At 45.8% G+C, this 19,814-nt stretch carries 17 protein-coding genes and 1 riboswitch; of the genes, 11 read left to right on the top strand and 6 right to left on the bottom strand.

All coding sequences use genetic code 11. The annotated features are described in order from the left end of the window. The first annotated feature begins 7 nt into the window (after positions 1 to 7). A complete protein-coding gene (locus tag L1D15_RS18995) occupies positions 8 to 355 on the top strand; it encodes a gamma-glutamylcyclotransferase (protein ID WP_239835093.1) in 348 nt (115 codons plus the stop codon). Positions 356 to 386: 31 nt separating this feature from the next. Next, the gene (locus tag L1D15_RS18990) at positions 387 to 737 is read left to right on the top strand and encodes a DUF2799 domain-containing protein (protein WP_239876699.1); all 351 of its coding nucleotides are present in this window, start codon (positions 387 to 389) and stop codon (positions 735 to 737) included. 30 nt (positions 738 to 767) lie between these two features. Here L1D15_RS18990 and ppa read toward each other — a convergent pair whose 3' ends face one another. After that, entirely contained in the window at positions 768 to 1,295 is a 528-nt protein-coding gene (gene ppa, locus L1D15_RS18985) for an inorganic diphosphatase (RefSeq protein ID WP_038509400.1), read from the bottom strand. A gap of 156 nt (positions 1,296 to 1,451) precedes the next feature. Next, on the bottom strand, positions 1,452 to 2,465 hold the full coding sequence (gene fbp, locus L1D15_RS18980) for a class 1 fructose-bisphosphatase (RefSeq protein WP_239876698.1): 1,014 nt from the start codon (positions 2,463 to 2,465) through the stop codon (positions 1,452 to 1,454). 315 nt (positions 2,466 to 2,780) lie between these two features. On the opposite strand from fbp, the gene mpl reads away from it, so the two are divergent. The 5 genes from mpl (at position 2,781) to thiQ (ending at position 8,290) form a co-directional block, all read left to right on the top strand. Then, on the top strand, positions 2,781 to 4,133 hold the full coding sequence (mpl, locus tag L1D15_RS18975; protein ID WP_239876697.1) for a UDP-N-acetylmuramate:L-alanyl-gamma-D-glutamyl-meso-diaminopimelate ligase: 1,353 nt from the start codon (positions 2,781 to 2,783) through the stop codon (positions 4,131 to 4,133). A gap of 14 nt (positions 4,134 to 4,147) precedes the next feature. Further along, positions 4,148 to 4,774, top strand: coding sequence for a flavin prenyltransferase UbiX (locus L1D15_RS18970; protein ID WP_239871373.1), 627 nt, complete (start codon positions 4,148 to 4,150; stop codon positions 4,772 to 4,774). A 36-nt stretch (positions 4,775 to 4,810) separates the two neighbouring features. Next, positions 4,811 to 4,924, top strand: a riboswitch (TPP riboswitch). Positions 4,925 to 4,977: 53 nt separating this feature from the next. After that, positions 4,978 to 5,970 (top strand): thiamine ABC transporter substrate binding subunit, encoded by a 993-nt coding sequence (thiB, locus tag L1D15_RS18965; protein WP_239876696.1) that lies wholly within the window; start codon positions 4,978 to 4,980, stop codon positions 5,968 to 5,970. Positions 5,971 to 5,979: 9 nt separating this feature from the next. After that, positions 5,980 to 7,584 (top strand): thiamine/thiamine pyrophosphate ABC transporter permease ThiP, encoded by a 1,605-nt coding sequence (thiP, locus tag L1D15_RS18960; RefSeq protein ID WP_239876695.1) that lies wholly within the window; start codon positions 5,980 to 5,982, stop codon positions 7,582 to 7,584. Next, positions 7,568 to 8,290 (top strand): thiamine ABC transporter ATP-binding protein, encoded by a 723-nt coding sequence (gene thiQ, locus L1D15_RS18955; protein WP_239876694.1) that lies wholly within the window; start codon positions 7,568 to 7,570, stop codon positions 8,288 to 8,290. The genes thiP and thiQ overlap by 17 nt, the downstream gene beginning before the upstream one ends. Before the next feature lie 8 nt (positions 8,291 to 8,298). Here thiQ and L1D15_RS18950 read toward each other — a convergent pair whose 3' ends face one another. The 4 genes from L1D15_RS18950 to L1D15_RS18935 all read right to left on the bottom strand — a co-directional run bounded on the left by L1D15_RS18950 (position 8,299) and on the right by L1D15_RS18935 (position 14,733). Continuing rightward, entirely contained in the window at positions 8,299 to 10,071 is a 1,773-nt protein-coding gene (locus L1D15_RS18950; protein ID WP_239876693.1) for a PglL family O-oligosaccharyltransferase, read from the bottom strand. Positions 10,072 to 10,134: 63 nt separating this feature from the next. Then, a complete protein-coding gene (uvrA, locus tag L1D15_RS18945) occupies positions 10,135 to 12,957 on the bottom strand; it encodes an excinuclease ABC subunit UvrA (RefSeq protein ID WP_239871357.1) in 2,823 nt (940 codons plus the stop codon). 136 nt (positions 12,958 to 13,093) lie between these two features. Next, complete coding sequence (galU, locus tag L1D15_RS18940) at positions 13,094 to 13,966, bottom strand: UTP--glucose-1-phosphate uridylyltransferase GalU (protein ID WP_239835103.1); 873 nt, start codon at positions 13,964 to 13,966, stop codon at positions 13,094 to 13,096. Between the two features lie 119 nt (positions 13,967 to 14,085). Next, on the bottom strand, positions 14,086 to 14,733 hold the full coding sequence (locus L1D15_RS18935) for a LuxR C-terminal-related transcriptional regulator (protein ID WP_239871354.1): 648 nt from the start codon (positions 14,731 to 14,733) through the stop codon (positions 14,086 to 14,088). Positions 14,734 to 15,014: 281 nt separating this feature from the next. Here L1D15_RS18935 and L1D15_RS18930 point away from each other — a divergent pair, with 281 nt between their 5' ends. From L1D15_RS18930 to gspM, 4 genes are all read left to right on the top strand, one after another. Further along, positions 15,015 to 15,560 carry a single-stranded DNA-binding protein gene (locus L1D15_RS18930; RefSeq protein WP_239835105.1) on the top strand — a complete coding sequence of 182 codons (546 nt, stop codon included), beginning with the start codon at positions 15,015 to 15,017 and terminating at the stop codon, positions 15,558 to 15,560. Positions 15,561 to 15,710: 150 nt separating this feature from the next. Further along, positions 15,711 to 17,726 (top strand): RNase E specificity factor CsrD, encoded by a 2,016-nt coding sequence (csrD, locus tag L1D15_RS18925; protein ID WP_239876692.1) that lies wholly within the window; start codon positions 15,711 to 15,713, stop codon positions 17,724 to 17,726. Next, complete coding sequence (locus L1D15_RS18920; RefSeq protein WP_239876691.1) at positions 17,723 to 19,162, top strand: MSHA biogenesis protein MshI; 1,440 nt, start codon at positions 17,723 to 17,725, stop codon at positions 19,160 to 19,162. The genes csrD and L1D15_RS18920 overlap by 4 nt, the downstream gene beginning before the upstream one ends. Further along, positions 19,162 to 19,812: a type II secretion system protein GspM gene (gene gspM, locus L1D15_RS18915; RefSeq protein WP_239871344.1), complete on the top strand. Its 651-nt coding sequence runs from the start codon at positions 19,162 to 19,164 to the stop codon at positions 19,810 to 19,812. The genes L1D15_RS18920 and gspM overlap by 1 nt, the downstream gene beginning before the upstream one ends. The last annotated feature ends 2 nt before the right edge of the window (positions 19,813 to 19,814 follow it).

Below are 19,814 nucleotides of genomic sequence, written 5' to 3'. Positions count from 1 at the left end.
TGGCAGGATGCAGCATTTACTCTTTGTGTATGGAACCCTACGTCAAGGGGAGAGCAACCACGATTATCTGATCGGAACCCAATGCTTGGGGCATTTTGAAACACTTCCTAACTACGCGTTATACGATCTTGGACCGTATCCGGCAGTGATTGAAGGTCATGACTCAATACTGGGTGAAGTGTACCTGATTGATGATGAGACATTGGCCAAGGTAGATAAGCTGGAAGATGTGCCAGTCGAGTATCGCCGTGAGCAGATTGAGACTCCTTTTGGTGAAGCTTGGATATACTTGTATCAAGACAGCAGTAAGCTCGATACCATTATTTCATCAGGTGATTGGTGCCAGAGGGTATGAGTTCATGCAATGTGCAACCAGGAGAATGACAATGATTATTAGAGTTTTACTATTAGCAAGTTTTCTTGTTGGATGTGCCGTTCCGCTTCCTTCGTCCACTTCAGAAGGCGACTGGCTAAGTTATGGTGAACAACGGGCACTAAGTGGATACAAAGTTCAATCAAAACAAGAGCTTTCACAAAATCATGTTTTGTCTCAGGAACTTTATTCTGTCTATCTCAGAGGTTACGAAACAGGGAAAACCGCATATTGTGAGCAGAACCCTTATGCATTAGGGTCACGAAAGCAATCTTATTTTGGAATATGTGACGATGTGGATAAGTTCTTTCGAATGAAATTTGAGGCAGGTAGAAGCTTAGCAGACTCTCGTTCACGTAGTTAAAAAAGAGCCAGCATTGCTGGCTCTTTTTGATTATTTCTGTGCGCGCTCGTAAGACTCTAGAATCTCTTTGCGAGCTGACTCTACGTCTTCCCAACCGTCGACTTTTACCCACTTGCCAGACTCAAGCTCTTTGTAACGCTCAAAGAAATGCGTGATTTGCGCTTTTAGCAGCTCAGGCAGGTCGTTTACGTCTTGGATGTGATCGTATTCTTTAGACAGCTTAGTGTGTGGTACCGCCACTACTTTCGCATCTTCACCAGACTCATCGGTCATTTTTAGAACACCGACTGGACGGCAGCGGATCACTGAACCAGGCATCAGAGGATGTGGTGTTGGAACCAGAACGTCTACCGGATCACCGTCTAGAGACAGAGTGTGGTTTACGTAACCATAGTTACATGGGTAGAACATAGGTGCAGACATAAAGCGGTCGACGAACACAGCACCTGAATCTTTGTCTACTTCATATTTGATTGGATCCGCGTTAGCTGGGATTTCAATCACGACATAGAGGTCATCAGGAAGAGACTTGCCTGCTGGTACGTTGTTTAAACTCATTAAGAAAGTTCCTTTTTTAGTTTGTACCTCAATGAGGCACACGGGCTGAATATAAGACCGGAATACCTTACTGCTAAACTCGGTTTTATGTAAACCAACTAAGGCGAGATTTTGCTCAAGAAAATGTGAAAAAGGCGCTCGAAAGCGCCTTTATATTTAATCTTCGGGGTGTTGTTCTAAGAACTCTTCCACTTTCTTGACCATGTTTTTTGAGCCAACAAAGAAAGGCACACGCTGGTGCAGTTCGGTTGGTTTGAGGTCCATGATACGAGTTTTACCATCAGACGCTACACCGCCAGCTTGCTCAATGATGTAAGCCATTGGGTTACATTCGTATAGCAAACGCAGCTTACCGTTTGGATGGCTTTGCGTACTTGGGTAAAGGTAGATGCCGCCTTTAAGCAGGTTGCGATGGAAGTCCGCGACCAGTGAGCCAATATAGCGTGACGTGTAAGGACGATGCTCGCTCGGTTCATTTTCCTGACAGTATTTGATGTACTTCTTCACACCCATCGGGAAGCGGATGTAGTTACCTTCGTTGATTGAGTAAATCGTCCCATCTTCAGGAATCATCATGTTTTCATGAGACAAGCAGAATGTGCCCAGAGATGGATCGTAGGTAAAGCCATTCACGCCTTTACCAGTTGTGTACACCAACATCGTTGAAGAGCCGTAAATGACGTAACCTGCAGCGACCTGCTTGTGGCCTGGCTGAAGGAAGTCTTCTTCTGTCGGTGGTGTGCCGATAGGCGACACGCGACGGTAAATTGAGAAGATGGTGCCAACTGACACGTTAACATCGATGTTTGAAGACCCATCTAGCGGATCCATCAGAACCACGTATTTCGCGTTTTTGTTCAGCTCTTTATTGAACGCAACAGCTTCGTCTTCTTCTTCACTGGCAACACCACAAACCTGATCACGGGCTTCTAGCGCTGCTTTAAACTTTTCATTCGCGTAAACATCCAGCTTTTGCTGGTCTTCACCCTGTACGTTCTCAGTACCGACTGCACCGGTAATGTCACCAAGACCAGCTGCGTTGATTTCGCGGTTAACGATTTTTGCAGCAAGTCGGATAGAAGAAAGTAGGGATGATAGATCACCGCTAGCGTGGGGGAAGTCCGCTTGTTTCTCAACAATGAACTCGCCAAGGGTGCGCATTCCAGACATGATTTTTCCTTTAAGTCGCTTCAATATAGGGGGATTGGCGTTGATGACCTCTGACGGATCTTAGATTTCGCCTACGCTCTAGTCTAAGAGTTAGATCTTTTTATTGGTAATGAACTAACTGACTGAGATCTCGTTTTATTTGTCGACCTAATTAAGGTTTTCATCGCCCTATTTGATGCAATCCTATAACGAGAACGAGCATAACACGTAATCATTTGCGCTCGTGTGACGTAAAAACAGTGAGCAAAGTAGTTCGCTTTTCTGCGTATAATCGCCATAATGTCAGCTCAGTTTTCGCCTTGGAGAAGGTTGTTTATGCATATTCATATCTTGGGAATTTGTGGCACATTTATGGGAGGTGCTGCAATTTTAGCTCGTCAATTAGGTCACAAAGTGACGGGCAGTGACGCCAACGTTTATCCACCAATGAGTACATTGCTGGAGTCTCAAGGTATTGAAATCATTGAAGGCTTTAACCCTTCTCAGCTTGACCCAGCACCTGAACTGGTTGTGATCGGAAATGCGATGAGTCGAGGCAACCCCTGTGTCGAGCACGTACTCAACAGTAACCTGAGATACACCTCAGGCCCACAGTGGCTGCAGGAGTTTCTTCTCCATGACCGCTGGGTGTTGGCTGTCTCAGGAACCCATGGTAAAACCACAACTTCCAGCATGCTGGCGTGGATTTTGGAAGACTGTGGCTATCAACCTGGCTTCCTTGTTGGTGGGGTGCTGGGCAACTTTGGGGTTTCAGCACGTTTGGGCGAAAGTATGTTTTTTGTCGTTGAAGCCGACGAATACGACAGTGCTTTTTTCGATAAGCGTTCTAAGTTCGTGCATTACCATCCTCGCACGTTAGTCATGAACAATTTGGAGTTTGATCATGCGGATATCTTCGATGATCTGGAAGCGATCAAGCGCCAATTCCATCACTTAGTCAGAACCGTGCCGGGGAATGGTCGAATCCTTGCCCCGCAAGGCGATTCAGCAATTGCCGATGTATTACAGCGTGGCTGCTGGAGCGAAACGGAGTTCAGCGGCGAACAAGGTGACTGGCTAGCGGAGAAACAAGTCGCCGATGGTTCAATATTCACAGTTTTTTTCCAAGGTGAAGCCGTCGGTACTGTGAAGTGGGATCTGGTGGGCGATCATAACGTCGATAACGCCTTGATGGCCATCGCCGCGGCTCGTCACGTGGGTGTTACTCCGGATTTAGCTTGCCAGTCGCTGGCGAAATTCATCAATACCAAACGTCGACTTGAGCTAAAAGGTGAGGTGAATCAGGTTACGGTTTACGATGACTTCGCTCATCACCCTACGGCGATTGAACTTACTCTGGGTGGATTGCGTAATAAGGTTGGCCAACAACGTATTCTTGCAGTACTTGAACCTCGTAGTGCGACGATGAAACGTGGTGTGCACAAAGAAACATTGGCTGCGTCCCTTGCTCAGGCTGACGTGGTCTTCCTTTATCAACCAGATAATATTGAATGGTCTGTCGAGGACATTGCCCAGCAATGTCAGCAGTCGGCTTATGCGTCAGACAGTGTTGATGCGCTAGTGCAGATGATGGCAGAACAGGCTCAACCGGGCGATCAAATTCTGGTGATGAGCAATGGTGGGTTTGAAGGTATCCACGATAAAATTCTGGCGAAACTTGCCGAATAGATGAATGTAACGGTATGAAGCAAGAGAAACACAAAGCGATTACACTCGCTTTTACAGGGGCTTCCGGTGCGCCCTATGGACTAAGACTACTTGAGTGCCTGTTAGCTGCGGGCTATCAAGTGCACCTACTGATTTCTTCAGCAGCTCGGGTTGTGTTGGCGACCGAGCATAATTTGAAGCTACCTGCCAACCCTGATTTGGCTCAACAGGCGCTAGTGACGCATTTAAACTGTGATGCCGAAAAGCTGCTCGTGTACGGCAAAGACGACTGGTTCTCTCCAGTGGCTTCTGGGTCTGCGGCACCGAAACAGATGGTTGTGTGTCCTTGCTCTGCAGGCAGTGTCGCTGCCATCGCACATGGTATGTCTGATAATCTTATTGAGCGTGCGGCCGATGTGGTGATCAAAGAGCGAGGTCAGTTGCTGCTGGTCGTGCGTGAAACACCGTTCTCTACGTTGCATCTAGAGAATATGCATAAGTTGTCGCAGATGGGCGTCACCATTATGCCTGCGGCTCCGGGCTTCTACCATCAACCTAAGTCTATTGATGATCTGGTCGACTTTATGGTGGCGAGAATTCTCGATCATCTTAATGTTGAACAGGGGCTTGTCCCGCGTTGGGGATATGACCAGCGTGTATAACTCTGGCTAATTGACAACATTACGATTACAATCAGCCGATACTCATCGGGGAGCTACTCATCGCACAGATGAAGCTGAGATTGGGCAAAGCCCAGGACCCGTGTACCTGAACCAGATAATGCTGGCGTAGGAATTGAGTCTGAACATTTGCCCTGCCAATGTTTCCTCAAACCTGTGCCGCTCAACCAAGGAGAGAGCGAGCAATGAAAACCACTTTAAGTACCATCGCCGTTGCCACACTGACATCTTTTTCTGCATTGGCAGCAGATAACACCCTTACCGTTTATACCTACGATTCTTTTGCCGCGGATTGGGGCCCAGGCCCGAAAGTGGAAAAAGCGTTTGAAGCGCAATGTGGCTGTGATGTGAACTTTGTTGCTCTTGATGATGGCGTTTCTATTCTTAATCGCCTGCGCCTTGAAGGAGACAACAGCAAAGCGGATATCGTGTTAGGTTTGGACAATAACCTGATGGCAGAAGCGCAGAAAACGGGACTACTAGCCGAGCACAAGGTCGATACCAAATCGGTCAGTCTGCCTAACGGTTGGGAAGACAGTACTTTTGTGCCGTATGACTTCGGTTACTTTGCGTTTGTCTACAACAAAGAAAAGCTCACCAATCCACCAAAGAGCCTTAAAGAGCTGGTGGAATCTCGCGATGATCTGAAAGTGATTTATCAGGATCCCCGTACGTCAACGCCGGGCCAAGGCTTGATGCTATGGATGAAATCTGTCTATGGCGATGACGTCACCCCAGCATGGCAACAACTGGCGAAGAAAACCGTCACTGTCACCAAAGGTTGGTCTGAGGCTTACTCTATGTTCCTTGAAGGTGAGTCAGACATGGTGTTGTCTTACACTACCTCACCGGCGTATCACCTGATCGCAGAAAGCGACAGCAAATACGCCGCCGCTGATTTTGCCGAAGGCCATTACACTCAGGTTGAGGTGGCGGCTAAAGTAAAAGCATCGAAAAACGAAAAATTAGCCGATGAATTTATGACGTTTATCCTTAGCGACGACTTCCAGTCTTTGATGCCAACAGGCAACTGGATGTACCCAGTAACTAAAGTCGCACTGCCTGAAGGTTTTGAGACACTGACGGTACCTGAAAAAGCCTTGAGCTTTAGCGCAGAAGAAGTAGCGCAAAATCGAAAATCTTGGATACGTGAGTGGCAAAGCGCCTTAACCTTCTAAGGAGACGCTTTGCGTAGTATTCCAAAATTGGGACTCTGGGTCGCGATAGCTATCGCGGCCTTTGTTGTTTCTGCTCTCGGTGCTTTGTTAGTTGCTGCCCCATCCCTGAATATCGCTCAGGTTTGGGCAGACCCTTATTATCGGCATGTCACCAAGTTCAGCTTTTACCAGTCGTTCCTGTCGACTCTGCTCAGTGTTGGCTTAGCCGTCCCTGTTGCGCACGCACTATCTCGGCGTACCTTTCCTGGTAAATCTTTGCTGCTTAAGCTGTTTGCCACCACATTAGTACTGCCTGTACTGGTTGGGGTGTTTGGCTTACTGGCGATTTATGGCAATAGCGGTCTGTTGTCGTCAGCTTTTGCATGGTTTGATTCTAAGCTGCCATTTTCGATTTACGGTCTGAACGGTATTTTACTGGCGCATGTGTTCTTCAACCTGCCTTATGCGACGCGCCTGCTATTGCAATCATTGGAGTCTATTCCCGTTGAACAGCATAAACTGTGTGCGCATCTAGGCATGGGCCACTGGCACAAATTTAAGTGGGTCGAATGGCCTCGCTTGCGTCAACAACTGCCACATGTGTGTGGCTTGGTGTTTATGCTGTGCTTTACCAGTTTTGCGACGGTAATGGCGCTTGGTGGCGGGCCGAAATCGACCACGATAGAACTGGCGATTTATCAGGCGATCAAATTTGATTTTGATTTGCAGGCAGGGGCATTACTGGCGATATGGCAGATGCTATTGTGCGGTATTATGGCGTTGGCAGTGCAGCGTTTGACCAAGCCTGTGGCTGTGAGCTCAGGTACGCAAGGTCATAACCTTTATATGGCAAAGGATTCCATCTGGTCACGCATCTGGGATTGGAGTTGGATTGGCCTGAGTATGCTATTGGTGCTGCCACCTTTACTGATGGTGGTGCTCAGCGGCCTCAACTCAGAAGCCCTATCAGTGTTTACGGATCAACGATTTTGGCTGGCGTTATGGTCGTCACTTAAAGTGGCAGCATTGGCGAGCGGTATCGCGCTCTCGGCAGGGATTGCAATATTGCTGACTAGCCGTCGATTGCGTTTGAATGCAAAAAACCGTCATGCGGATCAGATTGAGTTACTGGGAACGATCATTCTTGTCACGCCCGGTTTGGTGATTTCCACAGGGTTATTCTTACTACTGCGGTCTTTTACCGATGTGTTTAGTCTGGCGTTTTTTATTGTGGTCGCGGTGAATGCGCTGATGGGTTTGCCTTACGTGATCAAAACCTTGTCACAGCCGATGCTGCATATCGAGCAGCAATACCAATACGTATGTGCAAGCTTAGGTATGAAAGGCTGGCAGCGCTTTCGCGTTGTTGAATGGCGAGCCCTGAAAAAGCCGATGGCACATGCTTTCGCGATCAGTTTTATGTTTGCGGTGGGAGATTTAAGTGCGATTGCCCTATTTGGTAGTCAGGAGTTCCGCACGTTGCCGTTGTATCTTTTGCAATTGCTGGGCAGCTATCAGATGGATGCAGCAGCTGTCGTGTCAGTCACTCTGTTACTGCTCAGTGTTGGCTGTTTTGCACTGATTGAAACCCTATTTAAGGCAAACTCTAAGGTGACTTATGTTGACCCTCAATGATGTACATTACTATTACCATCAGGATCTATTCCATTTTGATTTACATATTGAGCAGGGAAGTCTGGTCGCATTGATGGGGCCGAGTGGGGCGGGTAAATCAACGTTACTGGCTTTGGTCGCGGGCTTTATCGAACCTGAAAGCGGCAGTATCAAAGCTGGTGGATTAGAGGTTGTGGGCAAAGAGCCTTACCTACGTCCTTTTGCGATGCTATTTCAGGAGTATAACCTGTTTGCCCACCTCACAGTACGCGAAAACATTGGATTGGGTCTACACCCTGGGTTGAAGCTCAACTCTGAGCAAGCCAGTCAAGTGGAACAAGCAGCGATGCAGGTTGGTATTGCGGAATATTTGGATCGCTTACCTGAGCAATTGTCGGGCGGACAGCGTCAGCGTGTTGCATTAGCCCGTTGTTTTGTTCAGCCTCATCCTATTTGGTTGCTTGATGAACCTTTCTCGGCGCTTGATCCGGTATTGCGAGAAGAGATGCTCGGACTGGTCAAGCAATTAGCCGCAGAGCGCAATATTACCGTGGTGATGGTGACTCATCATATCAGTGACGCGAAAGCTATCGCTTCGCATTTTGCCTTTGTTGACCAAGGAAAGGTGGCGGTTGCGGATAAGATAGAACATTTGTCTCAGCAGAACGCCCATCCAGCTCTGAGCGGCTTTGTCAAAGCTGGTGAGTCATCGTTGGCTAACTTTTAGGGTTTAATTCAATCTAATTGCTTTTCGCTGTCGGCTTTTAGCGCATCAATATCTGGCGCAATATACTGTATGTGTGAGAAATCTCGTTCAGGAAATAGATATTGGGCTTCTCTGCGAATTTGCTCGGCACGTTCGCTGTCGCCTAAGCCTTGGTAAGCAAGAATTAAGTTGTTATAAAACGCCGGCCTTGGCTTGTCTTTAATAATCTGAAGTGACCAGTCAATGTAGGGCTGGATGAACTTTGCTTCCTGACGATAAAGGCCAATATTGAGATAGGTGCTATAAATGTCCCAATCGTATCTGTCTTTCCAAACGATTGGATTAGTCACTTCATTGAGCAAATCTGGGTCTTTAGGCGTTGATGTTTCAAACTTCGTCAACACATAGTTGGTATGTAGGGCTGTCAGCATATAGAAGCTGACTAGGATGGGTACGATTAAGCTCATCACTCGAAAGAGTGTTTTACTGACAATGCTAATGGATGCGAGACGGTATGAGCCAGCACGTTGATCTATCCAAAAGAGCAAAACCACAAAAGTAATCCAGTGGATGGCTGAATGGTAAAAAGGGTACTCCAATTGGCTATGCAGAACGATAGGGACAAATAAAGCAAACATAGCTAAGCGAGTACCTTTTTTCGCGTTGTATATCCGAAGTAACACCATCACGGCAGCAAGCATGATGGCTAAAACAGGCAATAACCCCCCTTCAACTCCCCAATAGAGCAGTTCATTATGTGGGTGATCCATCGCAGCCAAACCTGGATGATAGCTAGGGTTTAGCTGATGCTGGCGGGCCGTGTAGACAATATATTCAGGCTCAAATCGTCCGTAGCCATAACCTGTGAAGGGTTTCTCGACTAGCATATCCAGAGTTTGTGGGAAGGTGTACTGTCGGGGGCCTTCCAGATTCGCGCGCTGCGTGGCAAGAGAGTCTCCAGCCGACAGGAGATTAATACTGCTACCTATAGATAAACCTAGGCAGATGGCGGCTAGCCATCCCCAAAAGCGCTTTTTTGTGGCAAATCGGTATAAGTAAGGTAACAGCAACATGACAGCAAGCAAGGCGCCTAACCAGCCGGTGCGAGAAGCAATCAGTATCAAAAGTGGAACTGTCACAACTGGCATGACGTAGAGTAGTAGCACTTCACTGAGTTGGCGGTGATATTTTTTGGGGTGTCGAGTGAGTAGGTATCCGGAAAGAACTAGGCCTGTCGCGAGAAAACTCGCCATGACGTTCGGCTGTTGAAAAATACCATAGGGACGGTTTTGGGCGGTATCGTAGCCAAATAGATTATTAGGCTGAAGAACGAAGTATTGTACCCAACCAAATAGGGCTTGAATGAAAACCGCGATGGTAATAAACCACAGTAAACGCTGTTTTTGTTTGTTACTGAAACGAAACTGTTGCAGCACGAAAAAGAGGGTAAAACCTGCCCAAAGGCCGATAAGCTTGCCTTGAGATAAAGAAAAGTCTGATTTGGGGTAGAGCACAGGTATGGTTAGTAGTACACAACAAATGAAGAGCCCTATGGTCAGTTTGTTGTATCGCAGTACCCCTTGTGTCCCTGCTTGATATAATCCTAACGCGAGAGAAAGGCTGACAGCAATCCAAGTGGTCGCATTAAAAGACAATGCCAGCCCAGACCCTCCGGGGTTAGGCATAAAAATGTGCATTGCGAGCAGAAACACTATTGCAATAGAAACAAGAAATGGCCTGGTGAGTGGAAGTTTAGGCGCTTGAGGCTCTAAGCTTGTCCCTGCTAAATGGGTAGTTGCCATCGATGATTATGTCCTTAAAAGAAAACAGACCAAATTCTGGTCTGTTTAATTTACTACTTTTCGTTATTTTAACATAGGCTTGAGGAACCTTGCGGTATGAGAACCTGTGACCTTAGCGACCTCTTCAGGTGTGCCTTGGGCAATAATTTCACCGCCGCCTTGCCCGCCTTCTGGACCTAAATCCACAATCCAGTCTGAGGTTTTAATCACATCAAGGTTATGCTCAATAACTACCACAGTATTGCCGTGATCTCGTAGACGATGCAGTACAGTTAACAGTTGCTGAATATCATGGAAGTGTAAGCCCGTTGTGGGTTCATCTAAGATATAGAGTGTTTTGCCTGTGTCGCGCTTTGACAACTCTCGAGCTAGCTTAACACGTTGTGCTTCACCACCGGATAAGGTCGTTGCCGCCTGACCTAGTCGGATGTATGACAGACCGACATCCATCAGAGTTTGCAACTTACGGGCAATTACAGGCACAGGGTCGAAAAATTCGCGAGCATCTTCAACCGTCATTCCGAGTACTTCATCAATCGTCTTGCCTTTGTAATGAACTTCCAGCGTTTCGCGGTTATAGCGTTTTCCTTTACATACGTCACAAGGTACATAGACATCAGGCAGGAAGTGCATTTCTACTTTGATTACACCATCACCTTGACAGGCCTCACAGCGACCACCGCGTACGTTGAAGCTGAAGCGACCCGGTTTATAGCCTCGAGATCTTGCTTCCTGAGTGCCGGCAAATAATTCACGAATCGGGGTAAAGATCCCCGTATAAGTTGCAGGGTTGGAGCGTGGTGTGCGCCCAATCGGGCTTTGATCGATGTCGATGACCTTATCAAAATGCTCTAGCCCTTTTATTTTTTGGTAAGGTGATGGGGTCGCAGTTGTTGCACCGTTGAGTTGAGTGTGGGCAATTTTAAAGAAAGTATCGTTAATCAACGTCGACTTACCTGATCCCGAAACGCCAGTCACACAGGTAAACAAGCCAACTGGAATCGTTAATGTGACATCTTTAAGGTTGTTGCCTGTTGCACCGAACAACTCGACCACTTTTTTATTATTTATTGGAGTGCGTTGTTTAGGCACTTCAATTTTTTTCGCACCACTAAGGTACTGACCCGTTAGAGACTCTGGAGTGGCGACAATCTCTTCCATGGTGCCTTCTGCGACTACATTACCACCATGAACCCCGGCGCCGGGGCCAATATCGATCACATGATCCGCCATTCTAATTGCATCTTCATCGTGTTCAACGACCAAGACGGTATTGCCCAAATCACGTAGATGGGTCAGGGTATTCAAGAGTCGTTCGTTGTCGCGTTGGTGTAGCCCGATGGAGGGTTCATCCAGCACGTACATGACTCCGACTAACCCTGCACCAATCTGGCTGGCGAGTCGAATCCGTTGTGCTTCACCACCGGATAAAGTTTCGGCACTACGGGAAAGGTTGAGGTAGTTGAGGCCAACGTTTACTAGGAATTGGAGACGATCATTGATCTCCTTCATCACTTTCTCTGCGATTTGAGCCTTTTGGCCTTTTAGCTCTAGTGACGCAAAGAAACCGAGCGCATCGGCAATGCTTAACTCAACAATCTCGGGCAATGTTGTATCGCCAATAAACACATTACGGGCTTCAAGACGAAGACGGCTGCCTTCACAGCTAGAGCAGGTACGAGTCGAGATATATTTTGCCAAGTCCTCACGGACCGCATTTGACTCTGTATCTCGATAACGACGTTCTAAAGTGTTCAGTATCCCTTCAAATGGGTGACGTTTCACACGAATATCACCGCGATCATTGATGTATTTAAACTCAACCTCAGTTCGCCCCGAGCCATTCAGCACTACATCACGAATTTTCTTCGGTAAGGACTTAAAAGGAGCTTTAAGATCGAAATCAAAGTGCTCAGCTAAGGAAGAGAGCATTTGGAAGTAATAGTAGTTCTTTTGATCCCACCCCCTAATGGCTCCTTCTGCCAAGCTTAAGGAGTCATCAAGAATAACTCTCGCGGGATCAAAGTATTGTTGCACACCAAGGCCATCACAGGTGTGGCACGCCCCCGCTGGATTATTGAATGAGAAAAGCCTTGGCTCTAACTCTTGCATACTGTAACCACAGTGCGGACAAGCAAAGTTAGCAGAAAACACCACTTCTTCACCATTACCGTCCATAGGCGCAACCACGGCAATACCGCCAGAAAGTTCCAGTGTGGTTTCAAAGGACTCTGCCAGCCTCTGTTGTAGGTCATCGCGCACTTTAAAGCGATCTACGACCACTTCGATGGTGTGTTTCTTGTGCAGTTCTAAGGTCGGAGGATCCGATAAATCGCAGGTTTCACCATCGATACGAGCACGGATAAAACCTTGCGCTGCGAGGTTTTCTAGTGTTTTTACATGCTCCCCTTTACGCTCTTTAACGATGGGAGCCAGTAGCATCATTTTAGAGCCTGCTGGCAGTTCCAATACTTTATCGACCATCTGTGAGATGGTTTGGGCGGTGAGTGGAACCTTATGCTCTGGGCAGCGGGGCTCACCGACTCGTGCGTAGAGTAAACGTAAATAGTCGTAGACTTCAGTAATGGTACCGACGGTTGAGCGAGGATTGTGTGATGTCGATTTTTGTTCAATGGAGATGGCAGGGGATAGACCTTCGATATGGTCAACATCTGGCTTTTCCATTAAAGATAAAAATTGACGAGCGTAAGCGGATAGTGACTCAACATAGCGCCGCTGACCTTCCGCATATAAAGTATCAAAGGCAAGTGATGACTTACCTGAACCTGATAATCCAGTAATGACGATGAGTTTATCTCGGGGGATGGTCAGGTTGACATTTTTTAAGTTATGGGTGCGTGCGCCGCGAACTTCGATCTTATCCATTGCTCTCGCTCAATGTAAAAACAAGTGGGCTAAGTATTACATAGAGTGATAAATGTTCAAAGAAAATACTGTATGAAAAAACAGTAATAAAAAAGGCTGCTCACAGAGCAGCCTTTGAAAACAGAGAAATAAACCATCAGGCTTCTTTGGTTGTACTTTGTTTACCCAACTCAGATTTCTTGCTGTCTTTAAGGTAAAGGTTCTCAAAACAGTAGTTAGTGGCTTCGATGTAACCTTCAACGCTACCGCAGTCAAAACGTTGGCCTTTGAATTTGTAGGCCAGTACACAGCCTGCTTTAGCCTGTTTCAGAAGGGCATCTGTAATCTGAATTTCACCGCCTTTGCCTGGTTCGGTATTTTCGATCAGCTCGAAGATATCTGGAGTCAGGATATAGCGACCAATGATAGCGAGGTTACTTGGGGCGGTACCGGGTTCTGGCTTTTCAACCATGTCATCAACGCGATAGATATCGTCTTTGATCATTTCACCTGAAATCACACCGTACTTATGTGTTTCATCAGCAGGTACTTCTTGTACGGCAACAATTGAGCAGCGGAACTGTTTAAACAGTGCCACCATTTGCGCCAGCACACCTTCTTGTTCGTTGACGCAAAGGTCATCCGCCAGAACTACAGCGAAAGGTTCATCACCGATGAGTTCACGCCCAGTCAGAATTGCATGACCCAACCCTTTCATCTCACGTTGACGGATGTAGGTGAAGTTAGCACTTTCGATGATATCGCGGATATCGACTAAGAGCTCTTCTTTGTTCGTCCCACTGATTTGGTGTTCCAATTCGTAGTTTTTATCAAAGTGATCCATGATCGAGTGTTTACCACGACCTGTGACAATACACATACCATTCATTCCGGCTTGAATCGCTTCCTCTACACCGTATTCAATCAATGGCTTGTTAACGACAGGCATCATTTCTTTAGGCATGGATTTGGTCGCTGGGAGAAAGCGAGTTCCATAGCCTGCTGCCGGGAAAAGGCACTTTTTGATCATGTTAAAACCCTATATCTGTATTTCGTCTTTTATATAGCTGGCGCAACCATATCACTTTTTGCATGAATGAATAATGACTATAGAAGCGAAAACGTGAGTTTTTGCACATTGGATTATATTTAAGACATCATATGTTGATTGGCCCAAGCGATGGCTTGCACTCTATTCTTGACCGAGAGCTTTTTAAAGATTTGGTATAAATGAGACTTCACCGTGAACTCACTGATAAACAGGTCTTCGGCAATCTGCATATTTGATGCGCCAGTTTTTAAACAGCGAAGAATTTGGATCTCGCGGGCTGTTAAATCGACTGTCGCGGGTGCGGTCTGGCTTAATACTACATGGCGGTAATAGTGCAGTAGCTGAGCGGCGACCTTACGTGGCAGCCAGTTTTGGCTGTTGATGACTTCACCACATCCTTTGGCGACTGCTTCAATAGACTCTTCTTGGTAAAATAAGGCTTTGAGGTTGCCAAAACGTAATAGTTCTTCTGTAGTCAGTCTTTTCTCGACATTAAAAATGATCGTCTCAAACATTTTATTCGACAGAGGGAGGTCGCGAATCTGGTTGTTAAGTTTTTGATAATTGTTGTGATCTATCATTAGGATCTTATGTTTATGTTGTTGCATGGCAAGCATGAGTTCATTGGGCTCAATACGTGGAATGTCGATACTGAGTAGCTTTTCTACTTGATGGATAAGGTGATGGGGTTTCGATGTATCTTCACAAAGAAAGTAGATAGTTCGGGCGTAAATGTTTTTGGCCATAAGGTTCTTCATTCGGTTTAATTGAGGTGTTGGCAGAGTGAATGAGAAATTTGACCAGTGCGAATCAAGTTTACAGGATTGCGTTCAATTTCATATTGATAAGTAATCATTAAATCTATCAATCGAACAATAGATTGAATTTACTCGAAAATAGATGTGCCCTGAGTTGGGCTGATGACTTTGTGAGCTCATGGTGTGGATTGCAATTTGTTCGAAGGCTAAAGCGTGTTATCCTAGTGCGCTATTTTTAAGGTTAATAGAGAATTTAGACGGAGCGAATCATGGCGAGCCGTGGAGTAAATAAAGTTATCATTATGGGTAACCTAGGGCAGGATCCTGAAGTTAAGTACACTGCGAACGGTAGTGCCGTGGCGAACATTACCGTTGCAACTTCTGAATCTTGGCGAGACAAAAATACGGGCGAGCAGCGTGAAAAAACGGAATGGCACCGTATTGTGCTCTTTGGTAAGACCGCTGAAGTCGCGGGTGAGTACCTACGTAAAGGCTCGCAAGTCTACATTGAAGGCCAACTTCAAACGCGTAAATGGCAAGACCAAAATGGTCAAGACCGTTACACAACTGAAGTCGTTGTTCAGTGGCCAGCTGGTCAAATGCAATTGCTTGGTGGTCGTCCGCAGGGGGGAGCATCAGGTCAGCCAATGGGTCAACCTCAGCAGCAAGGTGGTTGGGGACAGCCTCAACAGCCAGCGATGCAGCAAAGCCAACCTGCTCAGCAGCAATACTCTCAGCCGCAACAGCAGCCGAGTCAAAGCCAGCCACAATACAATGAACCTCCAATGGATTTTGATGACGATATCCCATTCTAGATCATTGAATCCTGAAAAAAGCCGCGAATTTCGCGGCTTTTTTATATAGTTAGAAAAACAGACTCATCAGTTAGTGGTCTCTTTTATCACATAGTTAACTGACCGCCAGCGCTATCGCGACCTTATTTTGAGAAAAGGAATTCTTTATCTATGAGGTACACACCTACTTTAAAACTGAGCACTCGCCTAGTTGCGTTTGTCACCGTTATAGTGACCAGTGCGATGTTCATCCTATTTTTAGGTGGTACCTTATCTTTTAAGCGACTTGGGCAAGAGTATTTAGATCATTCTCTGCAAGGTATCGTTGAAGTATTGGATAAGGAAATGGAAGATCCTGACGCGGCTTATTCACTCCAGCGTTGGATGCCCAAAATGCTTCAAGCCTCTAATATTGTTGAAATGGAGCTCCTGTCAGATAAAGGTGTGATATACCGTTATAAAGATACTTCTTCGAAAGTCGATACCACTTTGCTGTATGACACTGAATATCAGCTGGAGCGCAATATTGGCTATCGCCTTCATTTTAAAGCTGTCCCCCCATACATAGGCTACGGTTATTCTCTTGAAGCTCTGTGGTCGATCACATTGGCCGTGGCCTTGATTATCTTTTGCTTAATGCGTGGGGTGAAGTGGTTGAAAGAACAGCTTGCAGGTTCTGAGTTATTGGAGGAGCGGGGCAGAATGATTCTTGCCGGACGTGTGGAAGAATACGCGAAAGGGGATATGAAAGAGTGGCCTTATACAGCCAGTGAAGCATTAGACTGCCTAATTGAAGAGCTACAAGATGCACGTCAAGAAAGAAGTCGCTTTGATACATTTATTCGTACCCAAACCTTCCTTGATCCATTAACTGGTGCGGCTAACCGTGTCCTGTTTGACAGTAAATTGGAAGCGGCTTTGTCTGAGCATGGTTCACATGGCGGTGTTTTGCTGCTGCGTATTGACGATTGGGAGCAATTGCAGGAAGAATCTGGCAAGCAGGTCGCTGATGAGTTTGTTGTCGATATTGGTGATAGCTTAAATAATATTATTCAACGTTACCCTGATGTGATTCTTTCTCGTTATTACGAGTCTGATTTTGCCATTTTTGCCCCTCATTTAAGCAGTAAAGAGGTGTCACAAATAGCGATAAATAGCTTAAAGCAATTGACTAAATTATCACCTCCCTCTCCTTTGGATAAAGAAAATTGGGTGCATATCGGTGTCAGTATGTACAGGGAAGGAGAGAGCCAAGGACGCATTTTAGATGAAGCTGAAACCGCTCTTAAAAGTGCCCAATTACAACGTGTAAATACTTGGAATAAGTTTAATAAATTGGTCACGCATGATGATGAGCGAGGCAGTGTGCGTTGGCGTACTCTATTCGATTTAGTGCTTAAGCCGGACCAGCTTTATATTTTCTATCAACCTTGTTATTTACTGGACTCACATAAAGACAGAATCTTTGAGCATTCAGAGCTATTTGTCCGTATCAATGATCCTGATAAGGGATTGATAAAAGCATCGCGATTTAATTCTGCAATAGAATCTGTGGGTTATGAGTCCGTTTTGGATCGCGCTGTTTTTTCGGCAGTCGCTCAGTTTTTGAAAGTGTCAAAGAAAAGAATATGTTACTCTGTCAATATTCACGTAGTACCTTTTGCTGATCGTGATTACTTGAAGTGGTTTCGATATGAGCTACTACAATTAACATCAGAACAACGCAAGTCGCTGATTTTTGAATTTGCGGAAGCGAGACTAGTCAAACATCTCGATTATATGCGTCCAGTGATCAAAATGATTTCTGGATTGGGTTGTCGAGTTACTGTTGGGCAGGCAGGTCGCTCTATAGTAAGTACTCATTATTTAAAAGATCTGCCCATTGATTTTTTGAAGCTGCATAGAAGTCTAGTGAAACAAATAGATCAGCGAGATGAAAACCAGTTATTTGTACGTAGCTTGCTAGGAGCTTGTGAAGGGCTTAAAACTCAAGTTATTGCCGTGGGTGTCGACAATAAACAAGAGTATAAAACAATGCTGGCTTTAGGAGTACAAGGGGTGCAAGGACGTTATTTTCAGTCTGAGCAACAGCTATTACCTAAAGTTGAAACTGAAAAGAAAGTCATGACGACCAGTAAAGTGCAAATTGGTCGTCGCAACCGGTGGCGAAAAGTTAGCAGTAAATGAATATCCAATCCTTGATCGGAAAGTTTAGTCACAATAAACGAGTTGGTTTAAACCTGACCGTTGTTGTCCAACCCGGCGAGTTGTATTTTTCAGCATTAGCTGAGGGAAAACTGCCATCTAAAGTGATGGTGGAAGGCAACTCTTGGCAAGAAACACTGCTTAAAACCTTGGTGCGGTCCAAGTTAACGGATCTTCATCTTGATATTGTTCTGAACTCTAAATTCTACCAAACCTATCAAATCGATAAACCCAACATTCCAGATGCAGAGTTAGTAAGCGCACTCCCGTTTTTACTTAAAGACCTGATCAGTGAAAAAGTAACGGACATCGTTGCTGATGCGGCGCACCTTCCAGTGGGTAATAAACTTCAAGTCTATGTTGCCCCTAAAAGTCTGATTGTCGGCCTGCAACAAAGCCTGTCTGCTCATCATATTCAGCTCAACCGAGTCTTGGTTGAAGATGAGGTATGGGGGATATCCGCGGGTGAGTTATCAAGCTTTTTACTTTTACAGCGCAGTAAGCAAAGTAGCTTTCGAGTCAGTGCTTTTGTTGACCATCACTGTGCTTTCCAAAGAACGATTCGTGGGGTAGCTTCTCCGTTGACTGGGGTGGCGACTAGCATTCTCCAGCTTGATGGAATCGCTTTGGAGTTACAGCGTTCGATTGATTACCTCTCTTCGCAATTGCGTGGAGCTTCTCTCCACAAAATGAAAGTCTGTTGTGATGAAGAAGACCAGCAAGAGTTGGTTGAAGCATTGAGTGAACGCTTGAGTGTCAAAGTTGCCGGGTTAAGTGAGGATGAGCGTGAATCAGGGGATATTCTGATTGAGTATGCTGATCAACTCAGTGAAAGTGCGGTGAATCTTTTCCCTGACTCTCTTAAGCCCAAAAAAGAAAACTTTACGCTCACCAATGTTGTTTTGGCTTGGGGGGCGGTAACGACAGTGTTACTCAGCGCTTTTGCTTATCTTTACGTCCAACAAATTCAGCTTGAGCAAGAGCTCGAAGACCACAGGGCACAGCAAGTGAAGCTTGAGCAACAACTTTCAGGCTTGAATCAGCGTCTTGCTAAACATAAGCCCTCAGCCGCTAAAATCGCCGCTGTTGCCCGGTTGAAGCTTGAGATTCAAGCGAAACGCGCGTCATTAAAAGCCGTCAATGAGTTTGATCAATCCCAGCAAATTGGATATTCAGGAGTCATGCGTGCATTGGCAGAGCTGGGAAGACAAGACATTTCACTGAGCCATATTTTTATCGATTCCAATACCATGGATTTACAAGGGCTTGCGCGTGAGGCTAAAGCCATTCCGAATTGGGTCAATCAATTTAAGTCCGAAGTGAACCTTGTCGGACGTACATTTGAAAAGCTTAAAATTGGTCGTAACGATGATGATATTGTGACGTTTGAACTCATCACTAAGCAGGAGCCCAAGTAATGCAGCAATTTTGGCTCCAACTCAATGATAAATTTAATACTTTAAGTCGACGAGAAAAGTGGTTACTAACCCTTTGTGGCATCGTGATTATTAGCCTGACTTTGTTGGTTTGGCTCGTTGAACCTATCTTGAAAGCCAACCAGTCCTTATCTGGGCAAGTCAGCTCATCTAAGCAGAATGTGCAGCGCTTAGAAGCGGATATTTTGCTGGTAACCGCTAAACTTAAGCGAGACCCTAATCAGAAGATTGATTTGGAATACAAGAAGTTGCTGACAGAGAGTCAGCAATTATCACAGCAGTTAGCAGAAATAATAGAAAACCTGATTTCTCCTAGTCAGATGGCTCGTTTATTAGAAGATGTGTTAACTGGTACACAAGGGCTAAAACTGGTGTCACTTGAATCAATGACCGCAGAACCCATTACAGGTGGCGTCGATAACCAAACACGGACTGGATATTATCTACATCCGGTCAAAATAGAACTAACTGGCAGCTATTTTTCGATTCTGACTTATCTCAACACACTAGAGTCTTTGCCCGTTAAGTACTATTGGAGAAGCTTCAGCTATACCGTAGAGGAATACCCGACAGCACGTTTAATACTTGAAGTGTATACACTGGGTACCAGACAGGAGTTTATCGGTGGTTAGAT

The organism is Vibrio sp. Isolate25, assembly GCF_022398025.1.
In the GTDB taxonomy this organism is placed as follows: Bacteria; Pseudomonadota; Gammaproteobacteria; order Enterobacterales; family Vibrionaceae; genus Vibrio; species Vibrio coralliilyticus_A.
This window is presented reverse-complemented; position numbering and strand designations above follow the sequence as displayed.

Coding starts and splice junctions, on each gene's coding strand:
- L1D15_RS18995 (WP_239835093.1), top strand. CDS start 8: ATGCAGCATTTACTCTTTGTGTATGGAACCCTACGTCAAGGGGAGAGC.
- L1D15_RS18990 (WP_239876699.1), top strand. CDS start 387: ATGATTATTAGAGTTTTACTATTAGCAAGTTTTCTTGTTGGATGTGCC.
- ppa (WP_038509400.1), bottom strand. CDS start 1,295: ATGAGTTTAAACAACGTACCAGCAGGCAAGTCTCTTCCTGATGACCTC.
- fbp (WP_239876698.1), bottom strand. CDS start 2,465: ATGTCTGGAATGCGCACCCTTGGCGAGTTCATTGTTGAGAAACAAGCG.
- mpl (WP_239876697.1), top strand. CDS start 2,781: ATGCATATTCATATCTTGGGAATTTGTGGCACATTTATGGGAGGTGCT.
- L1D15_RS18970 (WP_239871373.1), top strand. CDS start 4,148: ATGAAGCAAGAGAAACACAAAGCGATTACACTCGCTTTTACAGGGGCT.
- thiB (WP_239876696.1), top strand. CDS start 4,978: ATGAAAACCACTTTAAGTACCATCGCCGTTGCCACACTGACATCTTTT.
- thiQ (WP_239876694.1), top strand. CDS start 7,568: ATGTTGACCCTCAATGATGTACATTACTATTACCATCAGGATCTATTC.
- L1D15_RS18950 (WP_239876693.1), bottom strand. CDS start 10,071: ATGGCAACTACCCATTTAGCAGGGACAAGCTTAGAGCCTCAAGCGCCT.
- uvrA (WP_239871357.1), bottom strand. CDS start 12,957: ATGGATAAGATCGAAGTTCGCGGCGCACGCACCCATAACTTAAAAAAT.
- galU (WP_239835103.1), bottom strand. CDS start 13,966: ATGATCAAAAAGTGCCTTTTCCCGGCAGCAGGCTATGGAACTCGCTTT.
- L1D15_RS18935 (WP_239871354.1), bottom strand. CDS start 14,733: ATGGCCAAAAACATTTACGCCCGAACTATCTACTTTCTTTGTGAAGAT.
- L1D15_RS18930 (WP_239835105.1), top strand. CDS start 15,015: ATGGCGAGCCGTGGAGTAAATAAAGTTATCATTATGGGTAACCTAGGG.
- csrD (WP_239876692.1), top strand. CDS start 15,711: ATGAGGTACACACCTACTTTAAAACTGAGCACTCGCCTAGTTGCGTTT.
- L1D15_RS18920 (WP_239876691.1), top strand. CDS start 17,723: ATGAATATCCAATCCTTGATCGGAAAGTTTAGTCACAATAAACGAGTT.
- gspM (WP_239871344.1), top strand. CDS start 19,162: ATGCAGCAATTTTGGCTCCAACTCAATGATAAATTTAATACTTTAAGT.